Annotated in this window: 24 protein-coding genes and 1 pseudogene; 16 read left to right on the top strand and 9 right to left on the bottom strand. The window is 55.4% G+C overall.

Annotated features, from left to right (window positions below; all coding sequences use genetic code 11):
* Positions 1 to 315: 315 nt before the first annotated feature.
* Positions 316 to 774, bottom strand: coding sequence for an Lrp/AsnC family transcriptional regulator (locus LOY55_RS26440; protein ID WP_258667113.1), 459 nt, complete (start codon positions 772 to 774; stop codon positions 316 to 318).
* A gap of 133 nt (positions 775 to 907) precedes the next feature.
* Between LOY55_RS26440 and LOY55_RS26435 the strand changes: the two genes are divergently transcribed.
* From LOY55_RS26435 to LOY55_RS26390, 11 genes and pseudogenes are all read left to right on the top strand, one after another.
* On the top strand, positions 908 to 1288 hold the full coding sequence (locus tag LOY55_RS26435) for a Rid family detoxifying hydrolase (protein WP_223524391.1): 381 nt from the start codon (positions 908 to 910) through the stop codon (positions 1286 to 1288).
* 15 nt (positions 1289 to 1303) lie between these two features.
* Positions 1304 to 2344 (top strand): PLP-dependent cysteine synthase family protein, encoded by a 1041-nt coding sequence (locus tag LOY55_RS26430; RefSeq protein WP_258667112.1) that lies wholly within the window; start codon positions 1304 to 1306, stop codon positions 2342 to 2344.
* Between the two features lie 22 nt (positions 2345 to 2366).
* On the top strand, positions 2367 to 3545 hold the full coding sequence (locus tag LOY55_RS26425) for a PLP-dependent aspartate aminotransferase family protein (protein ID WP_258667111.1): 1179 nt from the start codon (positions 2367 to 2369) through the stop codon (positions 3543 to 3545).
* A 99-nt stretch (positions 3546 to 3644) separates the two neighbouring features.
* Entirely contained in the window at positions 3645 to 4490 is an 846-nt protein-coding gene (locus tag LOY55_RS26420) for an ABC transporter substrate-binding protein (RefSeq protein ID WP_109787609.1), read from the top strand.
* 44 nt (positions 4491 to 4534) lie between these two features.
* Positions 4535 to 5230, top strand: coding sequence for an amino acid ABC transporter permease (locus LOY55_RS26415; RefSeq protein WP_109787608.1), 696 nt, complete (start codon positions 4535 to 4537; stop codon positions 5228 to 5230).
* 2 nt (positions 5231 to 5232) lie between these two features.
* On the top strand, positions 5233 to 5922 hold the full coding sequence (locus LOY55_RS26410; protein WP_408980966.1) for an amino acid ABC transporter permease: 690 nt from the start codon (positions 5233 to 5235) through the stop codon (positions 5920 to 5922).
* A gap of 4 nt (positions 5923 to 5926) precedes the next feature.
* Positions 5927 to 6685, top strand: a complete 759-nt coding sequence (locus tag LOY55_RS26405) for an amino acid ABC transporter ATP-binding protein (RefSeq protein WP_223524383.1) — start codon at positions 5927 to 5929, stop codon at positions 6683 to 6685.
* 56 nt (positions 6686 to 6741) lie between these two features.
* Positions 6742 to 7605 carry an MBL fold metallo-hydrolase gene (locus tag LOY55_RS26400; RefSeq protein WP_258667110.1) on the top strand — a complete coding sequence of 288 codons (864 nt, stop codon included), beginning with the start codon at positions 6742 to 6744 and terminating at the stop codon, positions 7603 to 7605.
* 24 nt (positions 7606 to 7629) lie between these two features.
* A pseudogene (locus LOY55_RS31055) lies at positions 7630 to 7983 on the top strand (TIGR01244 family sulfur transferase); the annotation flags it as partial.
* A 45-nt stretch (positions 7984 to 8028) separates the two neighbouring features.
* Complete coding sequence (locus LOY55_RS26395; protein ID WP_309475416.1) at positions 8029 to 9246, top strand: FAD/NAD(P)-binding oxidoreductase; 1218 nt, start codon at positions 8029 to 8031, stop codon at positions 9244 to 9246.
* Positions 9247 to 9255: 9 nt separating this feature from the next.
* Positions 9256 to 10062 carry a sulfite exporter TauE/SafE family protein gene (locus tag LOY55_RS26390; RefSeq protein WP_258667108.1) on the top strand — a complete coding sequence of 269 codons (807 nt, stop codon included), beginning with the start codon at positions 9256 to 9258 and terminating at the stop codon, positions 10060 to 10062.
* Positions 10063 to 10089: 27 nt separating this feature from the next.
* Here the strand turns inward: LOY55_RS26390 and LOY55_RS26385 are convergent, their stop codons facing one another.
* Positions 10090 to 11016, bottom strand: coding sequence for a LysR family transcriptional regulator (locus tag LOY55_RS26385; RefSeq protein WP_258667107.1), 927 nt, complete (start codon positions 11014 to 11016; stop codon positions 10090 to 10092).
* 129 nt (positions 11017 to 11145) lie between these two features.
* On the opposite strand from LOY55_RS26385, the gene lysA reads away from it, so the two are divergent.
* Both lysA and LOY55_RS26375 read left to right on the top strand, forming a co-directional pair.
* The gene (gene lysA, locus LOY55_RS26380; RefSeq protein ID WP_408980965.1) at positions 11146 to 12384 is read left to right on the top strand and encodes a diaminopimelate decarboxylase; all 1239 of its coding nucleotides are present in this window, start codon (positions 11146 to 11148) and stop codon (positions 12382 to 12384) included.
* 78 nt (positions 12385 to 12462) lie between these two features.
* A complete protein-coding gene (locus tag LOY55_RS26375) occupies positions 12463 to 13080 on the top strand; it encodes a class I SAM-dependent methyltransferase (protein ID WP_258667106.1) in 618 nt (205 codons plus the stop codon).
* 277 nt (positions 13081 to 13357) lie between these two features.
* Here the strand turns inward: LOY55_RS26375 and LOY55_RS31300 are convergent, their stop codons facing one another.
* From LOY55_RS31300 to LOY55_RS26365, 3 genes are read right to left on the bottom strand one after another with little or no spacing between them, the layout of a single operon-like run.
* On the bottom strand, positions 13358 to 13714 hold the full coding sequence (locus LOY55_RS31300; RefSeq protein ID WP_408980964.1) for a DUF6527 family protein: 357 nt from the start codon (positions 13712 to 13714) through the stop codon (positions 13358 to 13360).
* On the bottom strand, positions 13711 to 15111 hold the full coding sequence (locus LOY55_RS26370) for a ThiF family adenylyltransferase (RefSeq protein WP_258667105.1): 1401 nt from the start codon (positions 15109 to 15111) through the stop codon (positions 13711 to 13713). Before LOY55_RS26370 ends, LOY55_RS31300 begins: the two co-directional genes overlap by 4 nt.
* Positions 15108 to 16211, bottom strand: coding sequence for a multiubiquitin domain-containing protein (locus LOY55_RS26365; RefSeq protein ID WP_258667103.1), 1104 nt, complete (start codon positions 16209 to 16211; stop codon positions 15108 to 15110). Before LOY55_RS26365 ends, LOY55_RS26370 begins: the two co-directional genes overlap by 4 nt.
* Positions 16212 to 16356: 145 nt before the next feature.
* Here LOY55_RS26365 and LOY55_RS26360 point away from each other — a divergent pair, with 145 nt between their 5' ends.
* Both LOY55_RS26360 and LOY55_RS26355 read left to right on the top strand, forming a co-directional pair.
* A complete protein-coding gene (locus tag LOY55_RS26360) occupies positions 16357 to 16671 on the top strand; it encodes a helix-turn-helix domain-containing protein (RefSeq protein WP_258667102.1) in 315 nt (104 codons plus the stop codon).
* Positions 16672 to 16677: 6 nt separating this feature from the next.
* Positions 16678 to 17565 carry an ImmA/IrrE family metallo-endopeptidase gene (locus LOY55_RS26355; protein ID WP_258667101.1) on the top strand — a complete coding sequence of 296 codons (888 nt, stop codon included), beginning with the start codon at positions 16678 to 16680 and terminating at the stop codon, positions 17563 to 17565.
* A gap of 156 nt (positions 17566 to 17721) precedes the next feature.
* Here the strand turns inward: LOY55_RS26355 and LOY55_RS26350 are convergent, their stop codons facing one another.
* Genes LOY55_RS26350 through LOY55_RS26335 form a run of 4 tightly spaced genes read right to left on the bottom strand, consistent with a single transcriptional unit; the run spans position 17722 to position 23210 of the window.
* On the bottom strand, positions 17722 to 18120 hold the full coding sequence (locus LOY55_RS26350; protein WP_016779401.1) for a hypothetical protein: 399 nt from the start codon (positions 18118 to 18120) through the stop codon (positions 17722 to 17724).
* Positions 18095 to 20356 carry a hypothetical protein gene (locus LOY55_RS26345; protein ID WP_258667100.1) on the bottom strand — a complete coding sequence of 754 codons (2262 nt, stop codon included), beginning with the start codon at positions 20354 to 20356 and terminating at the stop codon, positions 18095 to 18097. The genes LOY55_RS26350 and LOY55_RS26345 overlap by 26 nt, the downstream gene beginning before the upstream one ends.
* Positions 20353 to 21948 (bottom strand): site-specific integrase, encoded by a 1596-nt coding sequence (locus tag LOY55_RS26340; RefSeq protein ID WP_258667099.1) that lies wholly within the window; start codon positions 21946 to 21948, stop codon positions 20353 to 20355. The genes LOY55_RS26345 and LOY55_RS26340 overlap by 4 nt, the downstream gene beginning before the upstream one ends.
* A complete protein-coding gene (locus LOY55_RS26335) occupies positions 21945 to 23210 on the bottom strand; it encodes a site-specific integrase (RefSeq protein ID WP_258667098.1) in 1266 nt (421 codons plus the stop codon). The genes LOY55_RS26340 and LOY55_RS26335 overlap by 4 nt, the downstream gene beginning before the upstream one ends.
* Positions 23211 to 23357: 147 nt before the next feature.
* On the opposite strand from LOY55_RS26335, the gene ettA reads away from it, so the two are divergent.
* Positions 23358 to 25049, top strand: a complete 1692-nt coding sequence (ettA, locus tag LOY55_RS26330) for an energy-dependent translational throttle protein EttA (protein ID WP_258667097.1) — start codon at positions 23358 to 23360, stop codon at positions 25047 to 25049.
* Positions 25050 to 25094 lie beyond the last annotated feature (45 nt).

The raw sequence follows: 25094 nt of genomic DNA, 5'->3' as shown, positions 1-25094 counted from the left end.
CATGAATTTTTCAAAATTTGTCAGGTTTTTCGTGGAATGGGAAATATCATTCTCCAAAACGGTCGATTTCGTTAAATCCCTATATGCGAAAGCGTATTTGGTTGGAGTGGCGATCTGAAGGTACTAAGAATTCCTCTGGGCGATGGCCGTCCAACAATAGAACGTTGTTTTGGAAGGTCTATCGCTTTGGGTAATCGACCCGCTCCCTGAGCGGTAGCAGCAGAATGGGGGGGGCAGGGCACGGGCCTATAACAGGGACATTGCAATCCTGCCAGAGATCGCTTTGTGGCAGATGCATCTGCCACGTAGAGCAGATTATCGAGGCAAAGGCAGCGCCGTCGTGAACTTGATCTGCTCCATGGCGAAGCTTGATGTGATGTTGGAAAGCCCGTCGACGCTCGTAATCAGCTTCTTGTAGAACGTGTCATAGGCGGCAATGTCACTGACCACAACGCGCAACATATAGTCCCATTCCCCCGACATCCGATAGAACGCCATCACTTCCTCGAACTGCGACACCGTCTTGGCGAATATGTCCAGCCAGACCTTGTCATGACGCTGTGTCTTGACCTGCACCAGCACCGATAGCCCAAGGCCCAGCAAGACGGGGTCCAGCAAGGCTACTTTGGCCCTGATATAGCCCTCTTTCTCGAGTTTCTTGATCCGCTTCCAGCAGGGGGTCGTTGAAAGGTTAACGGCTTCAGCCAGATCTTTGATAGGCATGTCGGCATCGCGTTGCAGGAGGGAGAGGATATGGCGATCAAAGCTATCCATTTTTCTTCTTATCTTTGAGTTTGTAGAAAATTTTTCTAAAAAATAGCCTAAGAACTGAAAAAATGGAAATTAATTTTCGAGTGAGCGGCAGTAGGATTTACACCATAAAAAACGTGCCCAGAGCCCCTCAAAAATGAAGAAGATCATCGCCACCCTCGCCGCGCCTCAGGCGATAGGTCCTTACTCCCAAGCAATAAAATGTGCAGACACACTTTATGTTTCCGGTCAGATCGCGTTGGACCCACAGTGCATGCAGATGGTCGAAGGTATCGAAGCGCAGATCCGACAAGCTTTTGCCAACCTGGGTGCGATTCTCGAAGAAGCCACAATGGGCTTCGCCAATGTGGTCAAACTGAATATCTATTTAACTGACTTGAGTCATTTCGCGTTGGTCAATTCTGTAATGGAGGAACTGTTCGCCAAACCCTATCCGGCGCGAGCAGCGATAGGCGTGAATAACCTGCCGCGTGCTGCGCTGGTGGAAGTGGACGCGATCGCCGTGGCCACCTGCTGAGGCGATGGGAACTTTATGAACGATTGGATCCGTACAGCCATCAGCCGTATCTCCCGCGATCTGCTGCGCTCCGCCGATACCCACATCCACAAGCTGGAAATTCCAGGGTTGAAGGGTATCGACATTTACCTCAAGGACGAGAGCACACATCCAACGGGCAGTCTCAAACATCGGCTGGCGCGCTCGCTTTTTCTACATGCCATTTGCAGTGGCAAGATCCGAGAAGGCACCCATGTGGTCGAGGCATCCTCGGGCAGCACCGCTGTGTCCGAAGCCTACTTCGCCAAAATGCTTGGCCTGCGTTTCACTGCCGTCATGCCGCGCAACACCGCGAGCAAAAAAATAGAGCAGGTCGAGCTGCTCGGCGGGCACTGTTACTTCGTTGATCATTCGTCAGAGGTCTATGCCCAGGCGCAGCGCCTGGCGCGCGAAAGCGACGGGCACTACATGGATCAGTTTACCTACGCCGAGCGGGCAACGGATTGGCGCGGCAACAACAATATTGCCGACAGCATCTTCCAGCAGATGACCGGCGAGGCGCACCCCATTCCCCGCGCGGTTGTCATGAGCGCAGGGACTGGCGGCACCACCGCCACCATCGGCCGTTACATCCGCTACAAGGGTCATGACACTCAACTGATCGTGGTGGACCCCGAGAACTCGGTTTTCTATGACAGCTATCGAACAGGCGACTCAAGTCTTACCGGCAGCCAAGGCAGTCGTATCGAAGGCATCGGTCGTCCCCAGGTCGAGCCGTCCTTCCTGCCAGAAGTGATCGACGACATGCTCAAAATCCCTGACGCAGCCAGCATCGCCACCCTTTATTGGCTGGAAAGGGTGCTCGGCAGGAAGGCAGGAGGGTCCACCGGTACCAACATGTGGGGCGCACTGAAAGTCGCATCGAGGATGCAGGAGCAAGGCCTGCAGGGTTCAATCGTGACCCTGATGTGCGATGGCGGCGAACGCTATCTGGACACCTATTACGACCGCGACTGGGTCGCTCGCCACATCGGCGACATCACACCCTATGCGAAACAACTCGATTGCTACCTTTAATACACGTGAGTCACGACTGACTATGAACCAGAACAAGAGCAACTTTTCGACCCAAGTGATTCACGCTGGCGAACAGTCGACCTATGCCGACAACACAATCTTCCCGGCGATCGTCACCTCCAGTTCGTTCATCAAGCGCAGCCTCGACGACAACCCAGACTACGCTTACGGGCGAGTAGGCAACCCAACCCGACATTCTTATGAGAGCTGCATTGCGCAGTTGGAACACGGGTTCGGTGCCGTGGCCTGCGCTTCGGGTCTGGCTGCTACCGCCACCGTGCTTGAGCTACTGCCCAAGGACTCCCATGTAATCGTGATGGCGGGCGTCTATGGAGGCACCTTCCGCCTGATGGAAGACTACCGAAGCAAGACGTCCGGGCTCACCACCACTTACGTCGACCTCAATGACCTTGAGGCACTGGCCGCTAGCCGCCGCGACAATACCCGGCTGATCTGGATCGAGACACCGACCAACCCTCTGCTGCAACTGGTGGACATCCCGTGTGTGACAGAGTTTGCCCGTGCACACGGCATCCTGACCTGCGTCGACAACACCTTCTGCTCACCCTGGAACCAGCGTCCAGTCGAGTACGGCGTCGACCTGGTGATGCACTCGGCGAGTAAATACATTGGTGGGCACTCCGACCTAATCGGGGGTGTCGTGGTGGCCGCCGATGAGCAACTGTTCACCCGCCTGCGCGGCATCAGTATGGCCATTGGAGCAGTCCAGGGGCCGTTCGACTGCTACCTCGCCCTGCGTGGGCTCAAAACCCTCGACGTACGCATGGAGCGCCAGTGCAGCAATGCGCTAACGATCGCCCGCTTTCTCAGCCAGCACCCGCAGGTCGAGGCCGTGTATTACCCGGGGCTGGAAAGCCATCCGCAGCACGAACTGTGCAAACGCCAAATGCGTTCTGGTGGCGCGGTGGTTTCACTGAAACTCAAGGCCGACCGCAAGGCGATGGCACCGTTCATTGAGCAGCTGTCGATCTTTGTGCTGGCCGATTCCCTGGGCGGGGTGGAGAGCATGATCAACCACTCCTACAGCATGTCGCACAACTCGTTGAGCCATGAACAGAAAATCAGGCTGGGCATCAGCGAGAACCTGATCCGACTCTCCATCGGCCTGGAACATGTCGACGATCTAATCGCCGACTTGAATGCCGGCTTTGTGCGGCTACCCATGACCAACGTTGAATAACAGAAATTCCCACTCCAACCACAAGAGGCTTTCGAAGTCCCCTGCACCGACGATTCATGAAAACTGGCGTTCCGTTTATCAAACAATAAGGTCTATAAAATGCAAACGAACCGCATGCTCAAAAAACACTGGAAAACCGCAGTACTGGCACTGACGCTGGCAACCAGCTTCTCTGCTGCAGCTGATCAACTCAGCGATATCAAAGCCAAGGGTGAATTAGTCTGTGGGGTGCTCGGCACCGACGAGCCGTTCAGCTACATCAAGGACCCCGCGTCGCGCGAGATCGTCGGGTACGACGTCGACATGTGCAATGCCATTGCCGCGAACATCGGGGTCAAACCGGTACTCAAGCAATTGACCGTCGCTGCACGTATTCCTGAATTACAACAAGGCCGTGTCGATCTTCTGGCGGCGTCCCTGACCCATAACAAAGAACGGGAAGCATTGATCAACTTCTCTCTTTCGACCTTTATTACAGGTCAGAAAGTCATGGTCAAGGCCGACAGTGGGATCACTCAACTCGACCAACTGGCCGGCAAGAAAATCTTGACGATCAAAGGCTCCACCATGGAGCAGAGCATCCGCGCGAAGATCGCTGACGCCCAGATCGTATCGTTCGACAGCAACCCTCAAGCCCTGCTCGCCTTGCAACAAGGCAAAGGCCTGGGTTACGCCAATGACGAGACCTCATTGGCCGGCAACTTCGCCAAGCTGGGTGATGCGGCAAAAGATTTTCGGATTCTCCCAACACCCCTGTCCGCCGAGCACATTGCGCTGGGCCTGAGAAAAGAAGAACCCGCCTTCCAGGAACAGGTGAACAAGACGCTGCGCGATCTGGAGTCGTCCGGCAAGGCTGACAAGCTCTTCACCAAGTGGTTTGGTCCTGAGACTAACATGAAGTTCGCCAGTCGCTCCTTCAAGATCGACACCGACCAAATCAACTAACTTCATTGAGGGCCCGACCTCAGGGTCGGGCCACGGGCCTAGTTATGAATACGTTTGATTTATCGGTTGTGCTCTCGGGGCAGTATCACGACTGGCTCATCAGTGGCTTCCTGCTATCCATCCAACTCGCTTTGATCTCGCTGGCCATCGCCCTACCGCTGGCAATCGTCATCGCTGTATTGCGAATGGCCCCTTACGCTGCACTGCGGGCAATCGCGATCACGTATGTGGAAGCCATACGCAACGTCCCGCTGCTGGCACACATGCTGTTCTGGTATTTCGGCGCACCGGAGCTGCTGCCAACCCCGATCAAGAGCTGGATCTACGACCACAATATCGAAGCGGTCAGCGCGGTTATCGCCCTGGTGCTGTACACCGCGGCGTATATGTCCGAGGACATCCGCAGCGGCTTGCGTTCCATTCCCAGGGAACAAATGGAAGCTGGCCGGACCCTGGGCTTTGGCTTCCTCAGCACCATGCGCCTGGTCATCCTCCCGCAGTCACTGCGGGTGACAGTGCCGCCGCTGATAAGCCAGACACTTAACCTGTGGAAGAACACCAGCATCGCCATGGTGATCGGCGTCGCTGAAATGATGTATCAGGCCCAGCAGGTGGAAAGCTCCACATTCCGGGGTTTTGAATCGTACGCCGTTACCACGGTAGGTTATGTCGGCGTCTCGATCATCATCACGCTGCTGTCCAGTTGGTACCAGCAACGCTATCCCGTCCGGAGTGCCTGACGATGCTCGATATCATCCACAACTACGGGCTTTTCTACCTGATTGGCCAATACCCGAACGGCCCCTTGGGCGGTTTGTTAATGACGCTGATCCTGGCAGCGATGGCCTTGGTATTGGCCTTCCCTGTTGGGGTACTGCTTGCGCTCTGCCGCATCAGCCCTTACCGGTTGTTGCGTCTGCCGGTCACGGGGCTTGTGTACGTACTGCGCGGAACGCCATTGCTGATGGTGATTTTCTGGGCCTATTTCCTGCTACCGACCTTGACCGGTCAACGCACTGACCAATTTGGCACCATGCTGGCTGCCCTGGTGATTTTTGATGGGGTCTACCTCGCCGAAATCATTCGCGCCGGGATTCTCGGACTGCCTCGCGGGCAAATGGAAAGCTCCCGTTCACTCGGCTTTTCGTACCTGGCTACGATGCGCCTGGTGATCGTGCCCCAGGCCTTTCGCAACATGCTGCCCTCGCTGGTGAATCAGTTCGTCTCCACCATCAAGGAGACCTCGCTGGGTTACATCATCAGCCTCTCGGAAGTGTCATTCGTTGCCTCACAGATCAGCGCTCAACTGCTCACCAAGCCGGTCCAGGTCTATGCCGTACTCGGCCTCACTTACTTCGTCATGTGCTTCAGCCTGTCTCGCTTCGCCTTCTGGCTGGAACGACGTCTCGCTGTGCGAACTGCAAAGGTTTAACACCATGATCAAACTGAAAAACGTTAACAAGTGGTACGGCAGTTACCATGCCCTGGCTGACATCAACGAAACCGTCGCCAAGGGTGAAGTGGTCGTGGTCTGCGGTCCGTCCGGCTCCGGCAAGTCAACGATGATTCGCACGCTCAATCGGCTGGAAGCTATCCAGAGTGGGAATATCTTTATTGATGGCGTGGATATCTATGATCGCTCCGTCAGCGTGAACGCCTTGCGCAGCGGTATTGGCTTCGTGTTCCAGCAGTTCAATCTGTTTCCCCACCTCACCGTGCTGGAGAACTGCACGCTGGCACCGCGTCGCCTGCGCAAGCTGGGCGCCAAGGAAGCGGACGATCTGGCCATGAGTTTGTTGGACCGCGTGGGGCTGGCTCACAAGGCATGCGCTTTCCCATCCGAGTTATCGGGTGGCCAGCAGCAGCGCGTGGCCATCGCCAGGGCATTGGCAATGAACCCGCCGGTGATGCTGTTCGATGAACCCACTTCCGCGTTGGACCCAGAGATGGTCGGCGAAGTGCTCCAAGCAATGAAAAGCCTGGCCAAAGAAGGCATGACCATGGTGTGCGTTACCCACGAGATGGGTTTCGCACGCGAAGTGGCCGATCGAGTGATCTTCATGGATCAAGGCCAGGTGCTCGAACGAGCCACACCCGAGTCTTTCTTCCTGCGTCCTGAGCATCCTCGCGCCCAGCGATTCCTGTCCGATATCCGCTCGCCCTGGGCCGAGAGTGGTATGGCGCAAGCTTGCTGAATAGAGTAGAGGGGCAGGCTCGGTAGCTGCCCCCCTTGAAAATGGAGGCAATGACCATGCAATTTCATATTGAGCCTTTCTTCGATGCCCAGAGTTGTACTTACAGTTATCTGGTCAGCGACCCGGTGACCCGGCGCTGCGCGATCATCGATCCGGTGCTCGATTACGATGCCGCCGCCGGGCGTATCACGTATTCAAGTGCTGGGCGCCTTATTGAGCATGTAAGGGCCCACGCTCTCACGCTGGAGTGGATTCTGGAAACCCACGTGCATGCTGACCACCTCTCGGCTGCACGCTACCTCAAGCATCAACTGGGCGGGCAGATCGGTATTGGCGATCGCATTCCTCAGGTACAGAAGACCTTTGCCGCCCTGTTCGACGCCGAAGATGACTTGTCCCTGGACCGCAGTCAGTTCGACCGCTTGTTCGCCGACAACGAGACGTTCCATATCGGCGCCCTGTCCATCCGCGTGTTGCACACGCCTGGCCATACCCCGGCCTGCGTGACGTACCTGATCGAAGATTGCGCGTTTGTCGGTGACACGTTGTTCATGCCCGATAGTGGCACTGCCCGCTGCGATTTTCCCGGTGGTGATGCACACCAGCTATACCGCTCGATTGGCCGGCTGCTCGAGCTGCCGGGCAGCACGCGGTTGTTCATGTGCCACGACTACAAGGCGCCCGGTCGCGACGTTTATTGCCACCAGACCACGGTGAATGAGGAGCGCGCGCACAACATTCATGTGGGCAAAGGCATCGCCGAGGCTGAATTCGTAGCTCTGCGCACGGCACGCGACAGGACCCTGAACCAGCCCAGGCTGCTGCTGCCGTCAGTGCAGATCAATATGCGAGCCGGTGAGATACCTGCAGCCAGGGCCAACGGCATCAGCTATTTGAAGATACCGCTCAATATGCTCTGAAGGATTGAGTTCAGGCAGAGCGAAATGGATAACCTTTTTACGAGTTTCAATGGCATGCAAATCACCACCCACAGCAAAAATTTTGCAACAACCGGTCAATTGACCCCAGGAGATTTGAACGAAGCCGCCAAACTGGGGTTTCGCTCAATCATCTGTAACCGACCGGATTGTGAAGGTGGCGCGGATCAACCTGCCAGCGCAGCCATACACGCCGAAGCCAAACGGCTAGACCTTGAGTTTGCTTATTTCCCGGTTCACCCCGACACCATCAGCGACAACGATGTACAGCACTTTGCCGCCCTGCTGGACAACCTGCCGGCACCGGTATTGGCTTTCTGTCGCACCGGTAATCGTTCTACCAAGCTCTACCACAAAGCGTCGGCGTGTGCCGCACGTAGCGAAGTTGCCGCTAGCTGCCCCGATATCACCGCTGACGTCGTGGTCATTGGTGGAGGATCGGCAGGCATTGGGATCGTGGCAAGCTTGCTCAAGCGTGCGCCCGACATACAAATCACGCTCATCGAACCCAACGACAAGCATTACTACCAACCCGCCTGGACGCTGGTCGGGGGAGGGGCTTATGACGTGCGCAAGACAGTCAGACCCATGACGCAGGTTATCCCCCGTGGCGTAACCTGGATCAAGGCGGCAGTGGTCAAGGCCCTGCCCGAAGGAAAACGTCTAGAGCTGAGTAACGGCAAAAGCGTCGCTTATCAAAATCTTATCGTCTGTCCCGGGCTTAGGCTTGCCTGGGAGAAAATCGAAGGGTTGGAGCAAACCCTGGGCAAGAACGGGGTCACATCCAACTACCGCTATGACCTTTGCGCTTACACCTGGCAACTGGTGCAGGGATTACGCAAAGGCAAGGCCCTCTTCTCCCAACCCAGCATGCCGATCAAATGTGCCGGTGCTCCGCAAAAGGCTCTGTACCTTTCCTGTGATCACTGGCAAAAGTCAGGCGTTCTGCAGAACATGCAGGTCGAGTTCAATCTCGCTGGCGCAGTGCTGTTCGGCGTACCGGCCTTCGTTCCCCCCCTGATGAAATACATCGAGAAGTATCAAGCACAGTTGGTCTTCGGCTCGAACCTGGTCAAAGTTGACGGCCCCAGCCGGACAGCCTGGTTTGAAAGCAAGGACGAATACGGCGCAGTCATTCGCCTGGCCAAGACCTTCGACATGCTCCATGTCGTCCCCGCACAGGTCTCCCCCGATTTCATCCGCACAAGCCTTCTGGCAGACGACGCCGGGTGGTGTGAAGTGGATCCAGGGACTCTACAACACAGCCGCTATCCGGACGTATTTGCGCTCGGTGATGTGTGCTCCACCAGTAACGCCAAGACTGCGGCCGCTGCACGCAAGCAAATCGTCGTCGTCGCCGAGAACCTCATGGCAATACGCGGCAACCAACCCATGCCGCTGCGCTACGACGGCTATGGGTCATGTCCGCTGACCGTCGAAAAAGGCAAAGTTGTGCTGGCAGAGTTCGGCTACGGCGGGAAACTGCTGCCCACATTTCCCCTGGATGCAACGGTTGCCCGAAAGAGTGCATGGTTCCTCAAGGCCCGGTTCCTGCCCTGGTTCTACTGGAGCGGCATGCTCAAAGGCCGTGAGTGGTTGACCAGTCTCTCCAAGGTTGAGTGAGGCGCGAGCATGCTACTGAGTGGAATATTTGGGATCGCCATCGGCATCATTCTCGGCCTGACAGGCGCAGGGGGGGGAATTCTGGCAGTACCGGCGCTAGTGATCGGTCTGGGATGGTCAATGACGGAATCGGCCCCCGTTGCGTTGTTTGCCGTCAGCGCGGCGGCCGCTGTCGGGGCCATGGATGGTCTGAGGAAAGGCCTGGTACGTTATCGGGCTGCCCTGCTGATGGCATTGTTGGGGGCGGTGTTCTCGCGTTTGGGCGTACATGTTGCCCATCTGCTGCCCAACACCGTACTGACGTCCCTGTTCAGCATGATCATGGTCATTGTGGCGATACGCATGATTCGGCAGGCGAGCGGCCTCTCGGCTAAGGGCGCCGATATTCAGCAGTGCTGGCAAGAAAAGAATTGCATGATCAACCCTCAGACAGGCCGACTGCGCTGGACACCGAAATGCTCAGCAAGCCTTGCCGTGGTCGGCTCACTTTCAGGGCTGCTGACCGGGATGCTGGGTGTGGGAGGCGGATTCTTGATCGTGCCTGCGTTTCAACAGCTTTCAGACATCCGTATGCATGGCATCGTCGCGACTTCACTCATGACTATCGCCCTGATCTCGGCTATTGCGGTGGCAAGCGCCGTTCATGCAGGAGCCCACATAACGATCACGGGCGGGGTTTTTATCGCTGCGAGTGTGAGCGGAATGCTATTGGGAAGAGTCCTCTCACCCAGGATTCCCGCCAAATCGATACAACTGGGTTTTTCCGCCGTATGCCTGGTGGTTGCGGGCTACCTGATGCTCAAAACCTGGATATAGAAAACCTGGGACTGAGCATAGGTCGACCTAACTGGCCCCCGCCATTCTGTTGTCCAGGGCACTGGCAAGACTCAACGCCTCAACGCTCAATGCCTTGCAAAAGGCGTCAACGAAAACCGAGGAGGGTCGAAAATCAGGCCTTATTAGCATGACGCGATAGGGAATGGACACGTTGATGGGTCGAATGACCAATCCTCTGCCTGACTCTTGCACGGCGCTCAATGGGTTGATGATCGCCACGCCCAATTGTTGCCTGACCATGGCACAGACCGACGCAGCATTGGTGGTTTCGATCACGGTATGCCGATCCACACCTGCATGAAGAAAGTGCTGATCGAGCTTCTGTCGGTAAATGTCCAGGCCCGACAGGTTGATGAAATTGACACCGCGAAAGTCCTCCATTGCCAGCAGTGGCTTGATTAACAAAGGATGCCCCTCAGGCAGTATGCAGACCATGTCGGCACAAAAGAGCAATTCCCCTCGGGTGCCCCTTGGCACCTGTTCACTTTCGGTCAAGCCAAGGTCGTGACGCTGTGCGCTGAGAGACTCCTCGAGCAAGGGCGATTCTTGCGCGGTGATACTCAAGCCTATGCCCGAGTGCTGCTGGTGAAACTGCTTGCAGACGACGGGCAATAGCGTCTGAGAGAACAACGGCAGACAGGTGATGCTGAGTTGCCCATGTTCGAAACGCCGGATCGATTGCGCAACGCTATTGATTCTCTCAAGCCCGATGAAGGAGCGTTCGACTTCTTCGAGTAACAGCATTGCCTGAGCTGTCGGTACCAGCCTGCCGCCCTCCCGATCAAACAAACGCAAACCTGAAAGACTTTCAAGCCGGGCCAGTTCCCGGCTGAGCGTCGGTTGGGAGGTCAACAATAAACGCGCCGCTCCCGTGACGCTGCCTGCTTGCATGATCGCTCGGAAAACTTCGATATGCCGCAACGAGACCTTCATACCCAACCTTCACTGATCGTTTGAAGCCCATATCAAAACTGAATCGATAACTAAAAAAAAGATATTTTATTGAATGTTCTGCAATCGGCATGATGGTCTCCACACTCAACGATCAGATCGACTATCTCTATGCCCAACCAGCCCGACTTCGAGCAGTTATCCGCTATTGCCACAGAACATGGCACCCCGTTCTGGTGTTATGACGCACAGACCATCAAGGCACGCGTCGATCAACTGGCGTGCTTCGAGACTGTTCGATTCGCACAAAAAGCCTGCTCCAACCTGCACATCCTGCGCTTGATACGAGAGCAAGGCGTTCGGGTCGATGCCGTCTCGCTGGGTGAAATCGAGCGGGCACTCTTGGCAGGTTTCAGCCCGGCCGGCACACCAGCAGGCATCGTGTTTACCTGTGATCTGTTCGACGATGTGACTCTACGCCGCGTGGTTGAGCTGAATATCGAGGTGAATACCGGGTCGATCGACATGCTCCGCCAACTGGGCGAACGCTCCAGGGGCCATCGCGTCTGGTTACGGATCAACCCGGGGTTCGGCCATGGTCACAGCCGCAAGACCAATACCGGTGGTGAAAACAGCAAGCACGGCATCTGGCATGACCAGGTTCACGAAGCGCTCGACCTCATTCGGCAGTTCGGGCTGAAGCTGGTGGGATTACACATGCATATCGGCTCGGGGGTGGATTATGCGCATCTGGAGCAAGTGGGCAATGCAATGACCTCTGCGGTGAAAATGCTCGACCACGATATCGAAGCCTTTTCCATCGGTGGCGGGCTGTCCACGCCCTATCGCGAAGGCGATGAGCCGGTAGACATCCAGCGTTATTCCAACGCATGGCGCCAGGCCAGGCAGGACATCGAAGCATTTCTTGGTCATCCGGTACGGATGGAGATCGAGCCCGGCCGGTTTCTGGTGGCCGAATCAGGTTGTCTGGTGACCGAAGTCCGCGCAGTCAAAAAAGTCGGGAGCCGACACTTCATTTTGGTGAACGCGGGCTTCAATGACCTGATGCGCCCGGCCCTCTATGGCGCCTATCACCACATGACCTTGCTGGATGCCGAGGGGACGCCCATCCATCGCCCTGAACACGACTACGTGGTGGGTGGCCCCCTGTGCGAATCGGGCGATATCTTTACGCAGGATGAACACGGTGTGACACCTCGCCTGCTACCCGAGGCGCAGGTTGGCGACTTGCTGATCATGCATGACACAGGTGCGTACGGCGCCTCCATGTCATCCAATTACAACAGCCGCCCCCTGTTGCCGGAAGTATTGATCGAGCAAGGACAAGCCAGATTGATTAGACGACCACAGCCATTATCGGACTTGCTGGCCTTAGAGTTGGGCCTTTAAGGGCCGGATGGCCTGCGTCAAAACCAAGTGATGAAACAGTCCTACAATTTCCTAAATCGTCAATGAGGACAACTTGCTATGCAATCGAAAGCGCATTGGGAGCAGGTATATTCGAGTAAGCCTGCGGATGCTGTCAGCTGGTTCCAGCAGCACGCCACCAACTCGTTGCGACTAATTCAAAAAACGGGCGCCTCCTTTTCGGCATCGATCATTGACGTTGGTGGCGGGGCGTCGACACTGGTTGATGACCTGATAGAAAACGGCTTTACCCAGCTGGCTGTTCTTGACCTCTCTGCTTCGGCGCTTGCCACAGCAAAACACCGCTTGGGCGGTAAGGCAGAAAAAGTCATTTGGATTGAAGGGGATGTCACTCGAGTATCGCTTGCACCTCAGACTTATGATGTCTGGCACGACCGGGCCGTGTTCCACTTTCTCACCGGTGCGGATGAGCGACAGGCGTATCTCGAAAAAGTACTGACATCTGTAAAGCCCGGTGGATACGTAATTGTTGCAACTTTTGCAGAAGATGGGCCTACCCAGTGCAGCGGTTTACCTGTGAGGCGTTATAGCGCGCACGAATTGCACTCAGAGTTTGGAGCACCTTTCGAATTGCTCGGGCATGAAAAGGAAGAACATCACACCCCGGTCGGAACCGTCCAGAAATTTGTGTACTGCTACTGCCGAAAACTTCGCTGAGATCGAATCATCGACAGCACATTAAGCGCCGTCAATTCACCAATCGAGAGCCATATTAGAAAGCTGCCTGTTGGCGCCAACGCCGAATTGACCCACGTGCTGACCCAAGACTACCGCACCTTTAAATCGGCACAATTCCAGTAAAGGTAGTGGTTCGCGAGGAGTCTGAACGGGTCAATGATATCTCGGCAACCGGGTCAGTTTTCAACCGGTGTTGACAAAGATGTGAGCTTTTAATTTCTCGAAATTTTGGCTGTCCATTGCAGTACCTCTCCTCTTAGGCTGTTTTACTGCACCAATGAATGTGTCCCTTCCTGATCCAGAAATGAGAGCGACACCCTGTAGTTCTCCAGATGGACGGATGTAGGGTAGGTCTATTTTCAGAATCCACAGATAGAGTCCAACTCTGCCTTGCCGACTTAATCAGAGCTACCTCAAGAACATCCCCACAGCCACACGGGCACATGAATCCAGCTGACCAGCTTTCTCCATCATCAATCAGATGTATCAACTGATTCGAGCGGATGTATTTCGGCAGAGTGTCGCCTTCGATTCGATAAGTCCGGAGCTCCGTTTCAAACCATCTGGAGATAACCTTCCGAACTGCAGCCCAAACTCGAGACAGCCAGGTCATTTTTCGACTCTCAGAGAGGGTAGACCCAGTAGAGGTTCGCTTAGGCCAGAACCCAGTGTTAGCGATTCTTCGGCGGCAAAGTCAGCTTCTGAAAAGTACTCGAACTCCTTCTCAGCCAGACTGAACATGGTTCGTGCACAGTGACTATTTCCATCTAGGCGATATGGGTAAAGCCTAGCTATCAGCTCCTGAACAACCATGCTTGCGGCCTGCATGTTAACGGTGATCACTGACGGGGCTTGCTCTAGACTGCCTGGCATATAGCCCGCCTTCACCTGTTCTGCATGGGCCGCAGGATCCCGTCGAGATAACTCTTCCGCTCTCAGGGACGCAGGTGTATAGACCTTGCGGTCGAGCAAGGTCGACCCACCAGGTTGCACGTAGTCGACCCGACCATGGACATCAAGAATTGCGAGCTTGCCATTTTTGTCTCGGCGCACCGGAATAACTACTCCAACATCCAAGAGCGGCATCATGAACGCGGCGCCAATTGCATCGCAGATAAAGCGCCCCTCTTCACTGTCTACGCAACAGAACAGAATATCGGCCTCGGCCACAGCAAGAACAGCCTGCCTTGTAGCGACTGAAGTCGGTACGCAGTGCAAACGCATGTCGGGTCGAAAGCCATCCACGGCCCTACGGAGCACGTTAACTTTCAACTGACTAGTAAGAGCATCAGTGAGGGTAGAGTTGATGATCCGATTGAGATTCCGATCTTCGACCTGGTCGAAATCAACGACCACCATTCCACCGAAGCCAATACGCGCGAGCTGCTCTGCAGCAATGCTGCCAGTGCCTGAGTAGCCAATTACCGCTGCAGTAAGCCTGCCCAACTCTGATCGCATTTGTTCTGAAAAAGCCATTGGGCGCTGCAATGGCTGGTCGTCATCACTCCAGAAGAGATGGATATCGTCCCCATACACCGCTACCAAATTGATCGGTTCCATCTGATGGTTACAGTCATATGTCCGGGCTTTGATGGCCCCTCCCGGCACTATGATCGCGCTCCCATGGACCACATCTGAATGATCACCTTGCTCGAGATTGGCAAACACTTGAGGTATGACCAAGGCATCAGATTCCGAGTCCGCAAGCGAGAAATCGTAGAATCCTCCAGGGTGGGAATGAATTAGCACGAGTGAAAGTCCTTCAGGTTCCGCTAGGTCGAGCGCCTCAAGCAGGCTTCTTCCAGACCATTCAAGATGGTCATGAACTCGAGTGCACTGGCCATAAGGAACTAGCACTGCCTTCTTACACAATAACTTCAGCCTTTTCTCTGTCTGCATACGCTTGCAGAGTAAAATTGCCGATGCTTCCAGGCCGTCAGGTGGAAGAAGGTGTTGTTGAAGGCGCGCATGCAGCGCGCCTGTCAATATCAACGTCGTGTTAGCACTCATTGCCCTAGCTCCCGGGCAATGGACTCGTCTACCAGCCCCATGTGGGAGATCACAGAGTCGCGTACGGGAGACCACTGCCCTGGATTTCTGTGGCGAGACCAGCGTTGGAATTCATCTCCATTAACCACTTGGCGATGTTCAGTTTGCGCAATCTGGCCACCGCTTTCCAAAGTGAGCGGCGGGTTGCAATAGAACATGTCGATCTCTGCGGCTGGGTAGTTCTGCGGAATTTCTATAGCTAGGCAGGTGCTGGATTGGAGATATCCCTGCGGCACTGGGTAGTCCCGGATCAGCAACCAACGTCTGCCATCATCAACTGTTTCCCAAGCCAGTCCCCGAGCATCCAGATAGGTCTCGTCTTTAGCCAGCAATACAAAATTCCGCCGCATGGAACACGCGACTTCGCCGTTATTGATCGTGTCAGAGAGGAGCTGAAGGCGCTCGATGCCAGGCTTCGTCAGGTCAATGCTGTCCGTCAATCCGACTTCGCGCTTGGGCTCACCACGCACCTTCAGACGAATGATCCACCCTTGGTCCGGATCGATCCCTGCCAAGATCAGAGCATCGCGAACGATAATCTGCGGCTCGGACGACTCGACGATTACCCCGTGTACATCCAGTTTCCATTTGCGCCGGCGGGTGTAAATACGCTCAACCCCTGGAGCCAGGAGATCAACAACATCTCCCTTATCCAGTTGCAATTCAGGCTCATCGCGTCGTTCCAGCCACAATTCCATCGTTACTGGCACACGACCAACCTTACGAACGTCCTCTGCGCTGAGCGGGCCTGCCCAGGCAAAGCGTTCGTCGTTCAGCATGAAGTAGAAAACCCCATCTGCTTGCATCGCTAGAAACTCCGCTACCTGTTCGTTGCGAGGTAACGGGATGGTTTCGTCGAGACCAAGCTCTTCGGTCGGCCCGTGTTCAGGCCAGCTTAAAAGTGCGTACTCTGTAGCTGGCTGCAAGTCAGCCGCAGCCAGAATCTGGCGAGCTGTAGGTGTCCAGTCGTGAACACGGACAAGCTCTCCATTAATCTTTACTACGGCGGAGCGGCCTGCGTTCGACTGGTGAGATGGGGCGAGAGGAAGGTTGGTGGTCATTGCCTTGTTCTCCATCTAGGTACTTTTTTGTTCGGTGGGACCGAACGATAGAGCCACAATGCTCCACCAAGCCGTATCTGTCAACAGGTACGATTTCGTTCGTTATAATGGTATAGTGGTCGACCCACTTACGAAGGAGGCACCCGTGGCATCACCCCTTGGAGAAAAAATTAACTCTAGGAGGCGGGATCTAGGAATGTCGCTCGAGCAGTTGGCGGCTCTTACCGAGTCGAGCAAAAGCTACTTGTGGGAGCTAGAGAATCGCGACAAGCCAAATCCGTCCTTAGACAAGGTGACCAAAATTGCAATGGCGTTGGGTCTATCGCCAGAATCGTTGCTAGGCTCTTCCTCTCCAGATTTGGCAGTAGAGGCGGACAAAGAGTTCTTCCGCAAATACCAAGATCTGGACGATAAGGACAAAGAGCGGCTTCGGAAAATGGTCGACGATTGGTGGAGCTGACTTAGCATGTCCATTACCCCTAAAAGCGAAGCGATTCGTATATCTCGAGTTTTGGAGCAGGTGTTGGGGGTGGAGCGCTTTCCAGTCGATGTGAGAGCGTTAGCGCTCGAGTGGTCGTCGCGGACCTGTCCTGATCAACCAATTCTGGCTATCAAAACAGTTCCACTACCTTCGTTCGAGGGGATGCTAGCCAAGAGTCCGAAAGGCGATGGGTGGATGATTGGCGTTAACGAGGACGTTGAGTCGGAAGGCCGGATTCGCTTCACCATTGCCCACGAGTTTGGGCACTACATGCTACATCGCGAACGCCAATCTAGCTTCAATTGCTCAAATCAAGACATGCACTCCTGGGATCCCCATGGACGGGATATTGAGGTTGAAGCCGATACCTTCGCATCGTATTTGCTGATGCCGCTCAACGATTTCCGGGCACAGGTAGATGGGCATCCGTTCTCGATGGACTTGCTTCGTCACTGCGCAGATCGATACGGTGTTTCAGTCACCGCTGCTGCCTTGAAATGGCGTGAGGTAGCACCTGGTAGGGTCATCGTCCTATCAGCCAAAGACGGTTTCCTTGACTGGTCCTGCTCAAACGAGCGGGCATTCCGATCTGGTGCTTACTTTGCCACTCGGAACGAAACCATTGAACCTCCTGCTCAGTCAGTACTGAACAATGCGGTGCGATCAGCGACTGGATCGTCCGGTATCATTCCGGCGAGCGCCTGGCTTTCGCGAGAATCAGCAGAGCTTGAAATTGAAGAGCATGCCTTTGTGATCGAGGGCAGTGGATTTAATTACACGCTAGGTGTTTTGATCCTACCTGACATCGAAAGACATCTCACGGACGAAGATGAGCTGCTAACGCCGTTAACTGGAACTCCCGCGTTTCGATAAAGGTATAGGCTTTACCTGCTATAAGCGAATGAGCGCTTCGGGTCGTGAACTACCGGTCGACACTACGAGGTCACTGACCAAACTGCAGATGTGAAGGTGGTCAACTCCTGGTCAGCTGGAATGCTAACGGCTGGTCAAGTACGTGCAATTGCGCAATCAGGTCTTCTTTTGAAGCTGTGAAACCGGCCGCTCCAACATAGATTGTGTTAGCCCGTGCATATCGGCATTGGCTTGCCAGATCAAAAACCGGCTATGCATATCTCGAACAGCAGCTAACAGCTTCTGATTGTTCGCTGTCAGTTTCTCAATGTGCTCGTTGGCTGCCTGAATATCGCTAATCCAGCCCGGTTTCAGCTTCTGAGCCTTCAATGCCGCTTTGCAATTCTTCATCGCTAAATCCACGGCAGGTAGATTCATCAGGGACTGGCGAGCACGACTGATACCCAGTTTTTCTTTGCAGGCCTCAACGAGCAAAGGCCAGGTCAGCTTCGGCTCTGACCATTCCTCAATCAGCTTAATGATGCGCTTCTCATCCTTTGGCGTTAAATGCCCCATCGTCACCCTCAATCTCATCCAGCAAAGCCAGGACGTCATCTAACGATGATAACGCCTCTTGCGCCTGGTGTTCTTCAATGACTTTGACTTCGATCAGACCCGACATCGCGGCGGCGTTCTTGGTCAGCGTCCAACCGTTATCGGCGTTCCACACGATGGCACCCTTTTCGAGTCCGGGGTTTTCCAGCGTTTGGATGAGCTCCTCGCACTTAAAGAGCTTCTCACCCAGTTTTTTGGCCCACTCCGATGCCCCAAACACACCCCGAGACCGCGCATCCAGGGCTTTATCGAGGCGGCGTTTAAGGTCGTCGCGTTCTTCCTTGAGGTTGCCAAGCTTCACGTCATCCCCTTTGACGCAGCCGAGCCGCCCGCAGTCCAAGCAGGCGCCCATTTTCGGGCAGGGCTCGGCCGCGAAGTTGTGCACACAAACGCCGAGATGGGTTTGATGAATAATGCGGTCCTGCTCACCCTCGCGCAGTTCCCTCACCTCAACCAGGTTCAGCGGCTGATTGGTTTTGATCTTGTCCAGGCGCTGAGCAGCGGTGCTGTGCTTCGTTTTGGGGTGGTAAGCTGCAACCCTTTGGGTGCGATCCTCGATGGTCTCATGGTTGTAGACTGATCCCATCGTCGTGCGTCCGGAGAAGGCGTCAATTAGGAGCTGCGACAGACCGGCCTGGTGCATTGCCGTGTTCAATTCGTGCCGAAACGCGTGCGTGTTGACCTTGACACCGGGGTAGCCCCAACGCTCGAACAGGCTTTTCATTTTTGGGTGGTTCAAACTGCCTAATTGCGCATTCATTCGGTTAGGGTCCGCTGCGATCTCCACGCCAAACCCGTGTGTCGCAACGGTGTTACCTGAGTCTTCAGCCATTGCTCCAGTGCGCACGGTAAACAAGGCATCACGGTACTTCACCCGAGCTTTGCCCTCCGTGTACGGCGTGGTGTATGGAAAATTCTTTGGAAGATACTTCTCCCGCAACAGCACATTGAGCTTGCGCAGCGTGATCACACTCCGGTCGTCAAACTCATAACCCCGGACTCCATGCTTGCCTTTAACATATTTGCGCTTTCCTGCGCTGGAATCCCACCCGCCACGGATCTCGGCCAATAGGGTTCGGGCGGCGGGGCTGAGCGCCTTTTGCTTCTCCATGCTTTTCAGATTGGCATTGAACACGCCTCGCGATCCGGTGTCCCTATTAACGGTGAGTTTCAGTGCGGCACAGGCTTCGGCATATGTCAGCGGCTCATCAGGTCCCTTGGGCGGCAGTCCTTCATGAGGCGGAAACTCATCTGGATGGTCTTCCAGCCAGGCCGCGTAAGCCCGCGCATCATCGGTGATCGGTTTCAGTAACGTGATGACCCGCTCGACGACCGGCTCCATCTCAGGCTTAACAACGGGCTTAAGGGTCACCTGGTTCATCTTTTCCGCGTACCAGCGCAGGAACATGCGCCGATTGCCTTGGGTATCCTCTTTGAATACCAAGCACTTCAATTCAACATCCGCCAATTCACCCACGCGACTGGGTGCACTCAGCAATAGCGCACAGGCGGATGTCACCACGATATCGAGGGGCCTGGTCAAATCGTTATTGAACACTTCCCCGAGGGCTTTGATCGCTTCAGGGGCGGGCAGCTTCTGTTCTCGATCCGTTTTTTGCTGCTTGAGCGTGCCACGCTGCCTCGACGTCAGCGGAGAGGTCCATCGAAAATCTGACCTGAGCAGTTTTTTGTCCCGCATCAGGGTGATGATGGCTTCAAGTGACTTACTGTGAATGTATGCGTTATTGCCTTTTGTCCAGTGAAGGTCCATGTGGTAGCACGCTTTATTACAGACAGCGGCGGATACCCGCGTCACATCCCGCGTGCTTTTCACCTCGTAGAGGGCGACTTCCAGCGCCCTCAGGGCGCTCACCCAGTCATTCAGAGTCTTTTTCTGCAAATACACCCTTCGGTACACCAGTATGGCTTTGGCAAACTCAGTGAAGGGTGCCTGCATCGCCTTTGGGGCATTTCTGGTCGATCCTAACGCTGTGAAGCTACAGCTTGTGAGGCCATGCGGGTGCCAACTGCTGTCTTCCCAGCGGATACTCTCGTTCACTCGATTGGGAATGCCTTTGGGCAGGGTATCTTTTGCCCATTCGATAAACGCCGCGAGGTGAGCCTCTGCAGCCAGTTGGCTCCTGGGCTTAAAATCAACAATGTTATTTGTCGGTTCAGAATCAAGCGCATCGGTCATTCCTCTGTTCTCCTTGAGTCCGATGATCGGCGCATGGCCTCACAATCCAAAATGACCTTCCGGCAAGCCAGGATGGCCCGATCCCAGAGCACACCGGTCGTTTTATCTGTGTCAATGGTTTGCGCCCGACGACGTTCCAATCGCTCAAGGACCGCACGGTGATTGGCGTCCAGAAGGGGTTGGAATTTTGCGCATGCGTAACAGGTAAACGGCGCATCTAGATGGCAGGCGGCAGTGGCACCGCATACTGCCACATCCTCGATTTGTCGATCCGCTCGATCTCCGTTTTTCGCTGAGGCGCGATCCGTGACGATGATTCCGGTGAACGCATTCACAACCAAGGCCAGATGGTCGCTCATCTTCGCGTCGATCAACGCCATTAACTCCGCCGACACCTGTCGGTACTTTCGCACTATCTGAGTATCGTTGTGCATCAATGCGCGGGCCATCGTCCACTCATCCAGCCCCGCATTGGAAAGGTCCGTGCCGAGGGTGTGCCTGAACCGGTGCCCCCGCGTCATTTTCAGCGGCTGATGGGTGCGAGGCGAAATCGGAAAGCCCTCCATCCGCTCGATGCGAGCAAGCCATGGCCTGACCGTGCCTGGTCCGACATGAAAGGTCGGCTCCGGCGCGTCTTCGAGGCTTTTTTGAAGGGGGCTATCGAGCAAAACAGGGGGATTCAGCCGCTCCCAAAGTTCTGTTTTATCATCCAGCTTCCGGCGAAAGAGGGGCACATTCTCAATGGCTACATTCCAGCCGGCACCGTCTGGATACGCTTGCCAGAGTTGCGCCAAAACCATAGCCTTGTAAGCCTGCACGGTGTTAAAGAAGTCCTCATCCAGACTGAATGTTTCGGACTTTGCTCGCCAACCCGCCTCGTCGCCTTTTTGCTTTGCCCGGTGAAACCTGACCTTGCAGCCCTGATCGCTCTTGGTGAAATCACCAAAAACCATCATTCTCACCTGAGCGCCACGTTGCCCATAAATCATCAATAAGCGCAGGTAAAGGTACTGCTCGGGATCTAACTGACCGTGACAAAACTGCTCATGTATCCATTGATGCAGCGCGTCCTGCTCCACCTGCGTGAACGGGCCTTGTTTGGGGTCCAGGCTGAGGACCACATCGTTGCTGGAACGCTTTTTCCTGGGTAGTGCTTGGTAGGCACCGATCAGGGGTTGCGACGGGCGCTGTTCGAGGGATTCGCAGTCGTGCCAAAACGCCATTAAAGTGGCAATGGAACTAAACTCACTTTCGTTCAAGCGCTCCCGCAGAGCGATCAGGTGATCCTCGTTGAGCGGGTCAATCCCGGCCTGAGCAGCACGCGACAACCCACTGGCGGCGTTAGCAACCGTGCCTGCTGCCATATCGGCCATTCGGTACGCCAGGGTGGCGTGCAACCAGGGCTGCCAATCCGGCGAGACGCAGGCAATGGCCGCTTCCCAGTTGACTGATTGATTAGCCGATTTATCCGGTTTCCACATCGGTTCTGCGGGTGTGAACACCTCCCCACATTTCGCCAGGCGAGGCGTGTTCAGCCATGCATCGAGGCTGTCCTTCGTGGGAGCCTGAAGTGCTTCGACGGCGATGTTCACTCTGAACCTCCTTGTGTCGTGCCAGCCTTCTGGCGGTTGGCCGTAAACCGCTCGGCCCGTTTCTGTATCGCTTTGTCTGCCTCTTCCTTCCAGAATTTCGCGCCGTAGAGGCCGGGCATGTTCGATTCGGGACTCCAGCCGAACATCCATGTGAGGGTCTTTTGAACTTGCGTGGTGCGATCCTCCGGCGTGAGCGCTGCCAGTTCCTCACGCATGCTATCCAGCATCGTGTAGACCGCGTCATGCCTCAAAATATGCGGGTGCACATGAGCCAGTTCCGGCGCTACTTCTCGAATCCGGGGCAGAACGCCATCCACTGCCTTGATTGTCAGAGGTCCGCCCTCATTTCGCTTGTGCGCCACCAGCAAAAACGGATGCCTTCTCGCTCGCGATGCGCCGCTACGGGGCTTTCTGTGGCGATATTTCGATTCGTATTCAGCGATTGCGTCATACAGGTCATCGGTCATCACCAGCATGCGCTCGTGGGTTTTAAATTGTGGGGCCATCGTTCGTGGATCGAGGCTCTCATCCTCCAGGTTGACCACCGCTAGTTGGCGACTGTGCCAGCGAATATCGCTGGTCTTGATCAGTAGCATCTCGGAGCGGCGCAGCCCCATATCCAGACCGAGCAGCAAAATGATGTAATTACGTAATCGAATAGCTGGATCAGCGAAGGGATTGATCGGACTGTCAGGGTGCAGAATCTCCAACAATAGAGTTCGCTCCTGGCTTGTCAGCCCCCTCATTTCATCGATTCGCGTTTGTTTCCACGCAGGGCTGGCCGCTTTGATCTTGCGGTTGATGCGCCTCTTCAGATCGTCAACAGCCTCATACCGTGTTGAGTGATCACCCAGCTTGTCATAGAGGAAGGCGATATAGTCGCGTACCGCCTCGATTCGCTGCTGCGCATGGGATTTGCCAACGGATTTGTAGGCAGTCGGATGCAAACGCATCCCCGCATACTTCATGGCCAAGGTTTGCTTGCTAAACCCCGCGTCCGATACAAACCTAGAAAGCTCACTGTCTGTCAGGTATTGGCTGTGAGGGCGCTGTTCGAGGTGAGAAATCAGATCAATGGAGGAAAAAGCTAGAAACTCCTCAAACACAGCCAGATGCTCAAGGTACTTCTTGGTCGTTTCGAGGGCTCTGCCCGGGTGCTCCACGGTGATGTATAGGTTGGGGTAGTAGACCGGGATGTAGTCTTGCACCAGCAGCTTTCTTCGAGCAGCATTCACCACCTGCTCTATGACCTGGAAACCCATGTTGCTCCCTCATAAAACATAACTTTTCTAAGTATAGTCAGGGGCATCGGCTGGTCAGCGCAAAACCTAACGTTTTACTTTCCCGAATTTAAGCGCTGTCGCTACCATTCAAGCACTAAAAACACAGGATTAAAGGCGAATCAAATCATGTCAAAAAGTGACAAAGCAGGCAAAACAGGCTCTTACGTCTTCACCATGCATCGGCTCGGCAAAGTTGTTCCGCCGAAGCGGGAAATCCTGAAAAACATTTCTCTGTCGTTCTTCCCTGGCGCCAAGATCGGCGTACTCGGCCTCAACGGTTCGGGTAAGTCCACGTTGCTGAAAATCATGGCCGGCGTCGACACCGAGTTCGAAGGCGAAGCCCGTCCGATGCCGGAACTGAACATCGGCTACCTGCCACAGGAACCGATCCTGGACCCGACCAAAACCGTGCGTGAAGTGGTTGAGGAAGCGGTCAGCGTGATCAAGAACGCCCAGGCGCGCCTGGACGAGGTCTACGCGGCTTACGCTGAAGAAGATGCCGACTTTGACAAGCTGGCGGCTGAACAGGCCAAGCTCGAAGCCATTCTGCAGGCCAGCGACGGTCACAACCTTGAGCGTCAACTGGAAGTCGCCGCCGATGCGCTGCGCCTGCCAGCATGGGACGCGAAAGTCGAATTCCTGTCCGGTGGTGAAAAGCGTCGCGTGGCCCTGTGCCGCCTGCTGCTGTCCGCTCCGGACATGCTGCTGCTCGACGAACCAACCAACCACCTGGACGCCGATTCCGTCGCCTGGCTGGAGCACTTCCTGCACGATTTCCCGGGTACCGTGGTTGCGATCACGCACGACCGTTACTTCCTGGACAACGTCGCCGGCTGGATTCTGGAACTCGACCGCGGTGCCGGCATCCCGTACGAAGGCAACTATTCGGGTTGGCTTGAAGCCAAGTCCAATCGTCTGGCTGCCGAATCCAAGCAGCAGTCGGCCCACGAAAAAGCCATGAAGGAAGAACTGGAGTGGGTGCGCCAAGGCGCCAAGGCCCGCCAGTCCAAATCCAAGGCTCGTCTGCAACGCTTCGAAGAAATGCAATCGCAGGAATTCCAGAAGCGCAGCGAAACCAACGAGATCTACATCCCGGCCGGTCCGCGCCTGGGCGACAAGGTCATCGAATTCAAGAACGTTTCCAAGGGGTATGGCGATCGCGTGCTGATCGACAACCTGTCGTTCTCCATGCCTAAAGGCGCCATCGTTGGCGTGATCGGTGGTAACGGTGCCGGTAAATCGACCCTGTTCCGCATGCTGATGGGCAAGGAAACACCGGATTCGGGCAGCATCGAAGTCGGCGAAACCGTGCAACTGGCGTGCGTCGATCAGAGCCGCGAAGACCTGGACGGCAGCAAGACTGTGTTCCAGCAAATCTCCGACGGTTCCGACCAGATCCGCATCGGCAACTACGAGATCCCGTCACGTACTTACGTGGGGCGTTTCAACTTCAAGGGCGGCGATCAGCAGAAGTTCGTCAAGGACCTGTCCGGTGGTGAGCGCGGTCGCTTGCACCTGGCCCTGACCCTGAAGGAGGGCGGCAACGTCCTGCTGCTCGACGAACCGTCCAACGACCTCGACGTTGAAACCCTGCGTTCCCTGGAAGAAGCACTGCTGGACTTCCCGGGCGCCGCCATTGTGATCTCTCACGATCGGTGGTTCCTTGACCGCGTCGCGACTCACATCCTGGCGTACGAAGACGACTCGCAAGCGGTGTTCTTCGAAGGCAACTACACCGAATACGAAGCCGATCGCAAAAAGCGTCTCGGCGAAGCAGCTGCCCAGCCGCATCGTGTACGGCACAAAAAACTGGCCTGATACCGGGTCGGTTGCATGAAAAACGGAGCCTTCGGGGCTCCGTTT

Source organism: Pseudomonas sp. B21-040, assembly GCF_024748695.1.
Taxonomy (GTDB): Bacteria; Pseudomonadota; Gammaproteobacteria; order Pseudomonadales; family Pseudomonadaceae; genus Aquipseudomonas.
The sequence above is the reverse complement of the archived record's forward strand: the minus strand, read 5'-3'. Positions and strand labels throughout refer to the sequence as shown.